Origin of the sequence: Bradyrhizobium sp., from assembly GCF_050014615.1 — a bacterium.
GTDB lineage: Bacteria > Pseudomonadota > Alphaproteobacteria > Rhizobiales > Xanthobacteraceae > Bradyrhizobium.
The window spans coordinates 1-5,742 of record NZ_JBEKCZ010000278.1 but is presented as its reverse complement, the minus strand read 5'-3'; the positions used below and the strand labels follow the sequence as shown (position 1 = coordinate 5,742).

At 60.9% G+C, this 5,742-nt stretch carries 8 protein-coding genes; 5 read left to right on the top strand and 3 right to left on the bottom strand.

The genetic code is table 11. From position 1 onward, the window contains the following. Positions 1 to 396 (top strand): type I restriction-modification enzyme R subunit C-terminal domain-containing protein (locus tag ABR948_RS27830; RefSeq protein ID WP_428124237.1); only part of this gene is annotated, 396 nt, incomplete at its 5' end. 40 nt (positions 397 to 436) lie between these two features. On the opposite strand, the gene ABR948_RS27825 is transcribed toward ABR948_RS27830, so the two are convergent. Both ABR948_RS27825 and ABR948_RS27820 read right to left on the bottom strand, forming a co-directional pair. After that, on the bottom strand, positions 437 to 745 hold the full coding sequence (locus tag ABR948_RS27825) for a HigA family addiction module antitoxin (RefSeq protein WP_428124235.1): 309 nt from the start codon (positions 743 to 745) through the stop codon (positions 437 to 439). Between the two features lie 8 nt (positions 746 to 753). Further along, positions 754 to 1,050 (bottom strand): type II toxin-antitoxin system RelE/ParE family toxin, encoded by a 297-nt coding sequence (locus tag ABR948_RS27820; RefSeq protein ID WP_428124233.1) that lies wholly within the window; start codon positions 1,048 to 1,050, stop codon positions 754 to 756. A gap of 134 nt (positions 1,051 to 1,184) precedes the next feature. Between ABR948_RS27820 and ABR948_RS27815 the strand changes: the two genes are divergently transcribed. Beyond that, on the top strand, positions 1,185 to 1,397 hold the full coding sequence (locus ABR948_RS27815) for a hypothetical protein (RefSeq protein WP_428124231.1): 213 nt from the start codon (positions 1,185 to 1,187) through the stop codon (positions 1,395 to 1,397). A 45-nt stretch (positions 1,398 to 1,442) separates the two neighbouring features. After that, complete coding sequence (locus ABR948_RS27810) at positions 1,443 to 1,673, top strand: AbrB/MazE/SpoVT family DNA-binding domain-containing protein (RefSeq protein ID WP_428124229.1); 231 nt, start codon at positions 1,443 to 1,445, stop codon at positions 1,671 to 1,673. Between the two features lie 710 nt (positions 1,674 to 2,383). Here the strand turns inward: ABR948_RS27810 and ABR948_RS27805 are convergent. Then, complete coding sequence (locus tag ABR948_RS27805) at positions 2,384 to 3,583, bottom strand: serine hydrolase domain-containing protein (protein WP_428124227.1); 1,200 nt, start codon at positions 3,581 to 3,583, stop codon at positions 2,384 to 2,386. 330 nt (positions 3,584 to 3,913) lie between these two features. On the opposite strand from ABR948_RS27805, the gene ABR948_RS27800 reads away from it, so the two are divergent. Together ABR948_RS27800 and ABR948_RS27795 are read left to right on the top strand one after the other, a co-directional pair. Beyond that, positions 3,914 to 4,234: a hypothetical protein gene (locus tag ABR948_RS27800; protein ID WP_428124225.1), complete on the top strand. Its 321-nt coding sequence runs from the start codon at positions 3,914 to 3,916 to the stop codon at positions 4,232 to 4,234. A 72-nt stretch (positions 4,235 to 4,306) separates the two neighbouring features. Then, positions 4,307 to 5,742, top strand: a 1,436-nt coding sequence (locus ABR948_RS27795) for an NAD-dependent succinate-semialdehyde dehydrogenase (RefSeq protein ID WP_428124223.1), incomplete at its 3' end; no start/stop codon positions are given.

Here is a 5,742-nt window from a genome sequence, read left to right as displayed (position 1 = left end):
CGGCAGGGCAAACCACTCACACCAACGGACCTGAGCGAACTCGAAAAGATGTTGCTGGATGCTGGCATTGGCGAGGCCGGAGATATTGAGCGCGCCCGCAAGACAAGCCAGGGTTTTGGCCGCTTCGTCCGTTCGATTGTCGGGCTCGACCGCGCGTCTGTTCGTGAAGCCTTCGGCGAATTTCTGGCGGAAGGTGTCGCGACGGCCGCGCAGATCGAGTTCATCAACATGGTGATCGAGCATCTGACCGATCAAGGCGTGATGGACCCCGCATTGCTTTACGAACCGCCGTTCACGGATTTGGCGCCGACCGGACCTGAAAAGCTGTTTAATGAGGAAAAAGTCGCCCGGCTGTTTACGAAAATCCAGGCCATCAATGACAGCGCGGTGGCCTGAGGACAGCAAGTCTAATCGCTGCGCACGGGTCGAACCGGCTTTACGCTGCGGTGGTCAGAGGTCGCGCGCGTTCAATCCGTTTGCGTTCGCGGGGGGAGTGCATGGCTTCCCACAGGTCGCTTCGCCGCTGCACGTTAAGCCAGAAATCCGGGCTGTTGCCGAACACGCGGGCGAGAATGAGAGCCGTCGCCGCGGTCACATTGCGACGATCGTTGCACAGCTCATTGACGTGTTTGCGTTGCACGCCCATGGCTTCCGCCAGCGCGCCTTGCGTCAGGCCGATCGGTTTCATGAATTCCTCGACGAGAATTTCGCCAATCGTCGCCGGCTTGCGTTTTGTCATCAACATGGCTTGCCTCACACATAGCTGTGATCGTCTAGATATACTTCTTTCGCCTCGCCCCGGCTGCTATCCCATCGAAAAACCAGCCGCCATCGTTTGTTGACGCGGATCGAGTGGAGGCCGTCAAGATTGCCCCGCAGCTTCTCAAAATGGTTGCTGGGCGGCGACCTTAAATCGCGGTCTGTTGTCGCATCGTCGATCATCTGGATTTTGCGGAACAGGCGATCTTCCAGATCGGACGGGATTTTCTTCGATCTGACGTCGTTGACGAAGAATTCCCGCAACCAGTCGTCCCGGAAGCTCAGAATCATGCCGCAACCCCATCTGAGGCAATGTACCACTCCTTGACCCATACTGCAAGAGAGGGCACGTGATATCGCTTACGGGCTGTGGTATGCTACGTCATATGAACCATCCTATTCTGATCGAAAAAAGTGCGTAGGCGATGCCCCTGACGAGAAGCTTTCGCCAGACGGTGCAGGCGCGGGCTCGCCGCGACATCAAATTTCGGCGTGCCTTGCTCGATGAGGCGATGCAGGCACTGCTCGACGGCGACCTAGAGGAGGCGCGCGCCGCGTTGCGCTCGTACATCAACGCCACGATCGGGTTCGAAAAATTCGGTGCCGCGCTCGGCAGATCGCCCAAGAGTCTGCAATGATATCATAACAGTGTATCGTTGCGGACGTACACTATGGAGGCTGCCATGCAGGTTTCGAAATGGGGCGACAGCCTGGCCGTCAGGCTACCCAAAGCGCTGGTTGAAAAAATGGGCCTGAGTGCCGGCGACGAAATCAACATCGTTGATGTGGTCGAACGAACGCTGGTCGTCCAGAAAGAAGACCGGCGCAAGGCGGCGCTTGAGCGCCTGACCTCCCTCAACTGGACGCTTCCTCCCGATTACAAATTCGATCGGGACGAGGCGAACGAGCGGTGATCACTCCACCTCTCCCCGTTCTGCGCCTAGAAACGAATTTCCCTTTTCGGTTCAAGCTGATTCCACCTGTCCAGTCCTGCCCGAAAAAATATTCCGCTTTGTCGCAAACCCAAATCACCGGCATCCTTTGCGCGTCTCGTCCCACAGAGGGGCGTTCGCGATCGTCACAAACGCGGGACGGGATGCGGTGGACGCGGATGCGCCTTTGACGAACGGCGCGTGATGCGGACGGCGAAGTCGTGTGGTCCTGACACCCCGACGCTGGTGTCAAGTTGCGCTGGAATGCGATGTCGGCCCTAACGGCCCGACACGCAGACATCCGCGCAGCGACGGTGGCAACAAAGCCCGGTCACCGGGGAGAGCGCGAAATAAGTCGTAAAACCATTGCGCAGGGAAGGCCGGATTGCCTCCGCTGAACCTGTATGCTCGTGTGCGTTTCTTTTCCCATTTTGCACGCGAGACCGCGGGTGCAGCGCACACCCGGTCTTCCCTGCGCCCTCTGATTTCAAGGCGCGAAACGTCCTGCAAAACTCGGGCGCATGGCGCCGCGGGAATGAAATCTCATGTCTGTATCAACGTTCTCCGGTCGGCTCTCTCCCCCCTTGTGGGGGAGAGTTGGAGAGGGGGGTAGCCGCGAATTCGGTGTCTGCGGCTTACCCCTCTCCCTAACCCTCCCCCACAAGGGGGGAGGGAACAGAGAGAGCGCTGCCCTACGCCGCCTTCTGCGCCGCATCGAGCGCAGCGTAAACGCCGGTCTCGAAGCCTGCGAACGCTTCCAGGCACTTGGGGTCGGCGAACGGCAGCACCTGCATCAGGATCACGCCGCTGACGTCGCGCGACGGATCGATCCAGAAATAGGTGTTGGCGAGGCCCGCCCAGGCGAGGCTGCCGGGGCTGCGGCCCTCCGGCGTCTTGGTGGTGTTGATCAGGAAGCTGAGCCCCCATTTCTTCGCCATGCCGGGATAGAGATCGACATCGTTGGTCGCGAATGCGACCGCCGATGTCATTTTGGTCATGTTGAGCTGGCCGATGTGGTTCTGTCCCATCACCGCAACGGTCTCGGGCTTCAACACCTGGTTGCCGTTGCCGCGTCCCTTGTTGAGGATCATCTGGGTGAATTTGATGTAGTCGCCCGCGGTGCCGTAGAGGCCGCCGCCACCCATGTGGAATTCCGGATCCTGCTCGAGTTCGAACGGGATCGGCGCCAGCGATCCGTCCTCGCCACGGGAATGCATGGCGACCAGCCGTTTGCGTTGCGCTTCCCCGATCTTGAAGCCGGTATCGGTCATGCCGAGCGGCGCGAACAAATGGTCGCGCAGATAGGCATCGAGCCGTTGGCCGCTCACCGCCTCGACCGCCTTGCCGACGAAATCGATATTGGTGCCGTATTCCCAGCGCGTGCCGGGATCGGACATGATCGGCGTCTTCAGCGCGGCGTTCTTGCAGGAAGTGACGCCGGGTGTTGCGGTCTTCTCCAGATATTTCACCATGTCGCCGTTCCACATGTCGTAGGCGAAACCGGCGGTGTGGGTCATGAGATGGCGCAGCGTGATCGGGTTGTTCGCCGGCCGCAGCTTCGGCTCGCCCTTGGCGTCGAAGCCTTCGAGCACCTGTGGCGCCGCGAGATCGGGCAACACCTTGCCGATCGGGGCGTCGAGCGAGAGCTTGCCCTGCTCGACCAATTGCATGCCCGCCGCGGCCGTGATCGCCTTGGTCATCGAGGCAATCCAGAACACGCTATCGGCTGTCATGGCATTGTCCTTGGCATCGTCCTTGGACAGGTCGCGTTTGCCGTACGCGCCCTGATAGATAATCTCCTTGCTGTTGGCAGCGATTGCGACCACGCCGGGAATCTCCTTGGCGTCGCATTTCGCACGCAGAATCTGATCGATCTGAGCTTTGCTTTGCATGGGGTCACCTCCGGTTTATTTTCTTAAGTCACCAATCTTCCTCCCGCCCGCCGCTTCCCGCAAGATGATCGCTCGGCGTTTGGAATTATTCCGGTCGCGACCTCGTGATCACACCCCCGATGGGAAAAGCGACCGAACTGCAACACTCGCCATAATTTGCGGCGAATTGGGCGGCATTCTCGGTGACGTCTGGGCCTGTCGGCGATATCGTTGAGGCGTTGATTGGAACCAATTTTGGAATAAGACGTTCAGATCGCGGCACAAACGGCGCTTGCGACTGAACAATTTGAAGAAAATGATTGCGGCTTTGAATGCCGCAAGGGGGCGGCAATGATTTCGACCTGGAGCGAGTGGAGACGGTATCCCCGTGCGGAGCGCGGCGAGAATATCGAAGCGCCGATCAGCCCCGGTATCTTTGAAGTCCGATATGCCGCGACCGGGGCGTTGTTTTCGTTCGACGCGGTTGAAAATGTGGCAAGCGCGCTGGCGCAATTGCCGGTGTCATCAAAATCATGGTTTGGCCGGCGCGGACCGGCCGTGATGCCGGACCTTGAATATCGCACCTGCGCGACGTCTTCGAAGGCCGATGCCAAGGCCGCGGTGGAACGTATGATCGGTCGCCGTGAAACCTATATGAGCGGGGCGGCCTAAACCAACCGCCCTTGCGGTCGGCTTCGGCCTATACTCAAGTTCGCGGCCCAAAAAAATCCGAGGAGTGACGCCATGACCCCGACCGCTGCCGCACGCGCTTCGCAAGCCTCCGCCCCGACGCTTCGCGACCGCCTGAAAGATCCGTCGCTGCTGCGCGAGCAGTGCTATATCGACGGCGCCTGGACCGGCACGCCGGCCCATCCCGTGACCAATCCGGTCAATGGCGTCGAGTTGGCGAAGGTGCCGAGGATGAGCACGGCGGAAGCCACGCAAGCCGTGCAAGCCGCCGAGCGCGCATTTCCGGCCTGGGCCAAGCTGACCGCCAAGCAACGCTCCAATACCTTGCGCAAATGGTTCGACCTGATCATCGCCAACCGCGAAGATCTGGCGCTGATCCTGACCTCGGAGCAGGGCAAGCCGCTTTCCGAGGCGCTGGGCGAAATCGATATCGGCGGCGCCTATGTCGAGTTTTTCGCCGAGGAGGCCCGTCGCGTCTATGGCGAAACCATTCCGACGCAGCGGCCGGATGCGCGGTTGCTGGCGATCCGCCAGCCGATCGGCGTCTGCGGCGCCATCACGCCATGGAATTTTCCCTGCTCGATGATCACCCGCAAGGTGTCGCCGGCGCTGGCCGCCGGCTGCACCGTGGTGCTCAAGCCCGCCAACGAGACGCCGCTCACCGCATTGGCGCTGGTGGCGCTGGCTGAGAAGGCGGGCGTGCCCAAGGGGGTGTTCAATATCATCACCGGCAATTCGTCGGCGATCGGCAAGGTGCTGTGCGAACATCCCGCGGTGCGCTTCGTCGGCTTCACCGGGTCCACCGAGGTCGGCAAGATTCTGTATCAACAGGCGGCGGTCGGGGTGAAGAAGCTCGGGTTGGAGCTTGGCGGCAACGCGCCGTTCGTGGTGTTCGACGACGCCGATATCGACGCCGCCGTGGAAGGCGCCATGGTCTCGAAATACCGCAACATGGGCCAGACCTGCGTCTGCGCCAACCGCATCTACGCCCAGGACAAGATCTACGATCAATTCGTGGAAAAACTTTCGAAGAAAGTCGCCGCCATGAAGCTCGGCGACGGCACGGAACAGGGCGTGACGCAGGGCCCGCTGATCAACATGGAAGCGGTCGACAAGGTCGAAAAGCATATCGCCGACGCGGTCAAGCATGGCGCCAGGATCGTTATCGGCGGCAAGCGCCACGCGCTCGGCGGCACTTTCTTCGAGCCCACGGTGCTCGCCAACGTCGCGCCCGATGCGCTGGTGTCGCGGGAGGAGACTTTCGGACCGCTGGCGCCGGTGTTTCGCTTCAAGGACGAGGCCGACGTGATCGCGATGTGCAACCAATCACCGTTCGGGCTGGCCTCGTATTTCTATTCGCGCGACCTCGGCCGGGTCTGGCGGGTGGCGGAAGCGCTGGAGTCAGGGATGGTCGGGGTCAACACCGGGCTGATCACCACCGAAGTGGCGCCGTTCGGCGGCGTCAAGGAAAGCGGCCTCGGCCGCGAAGG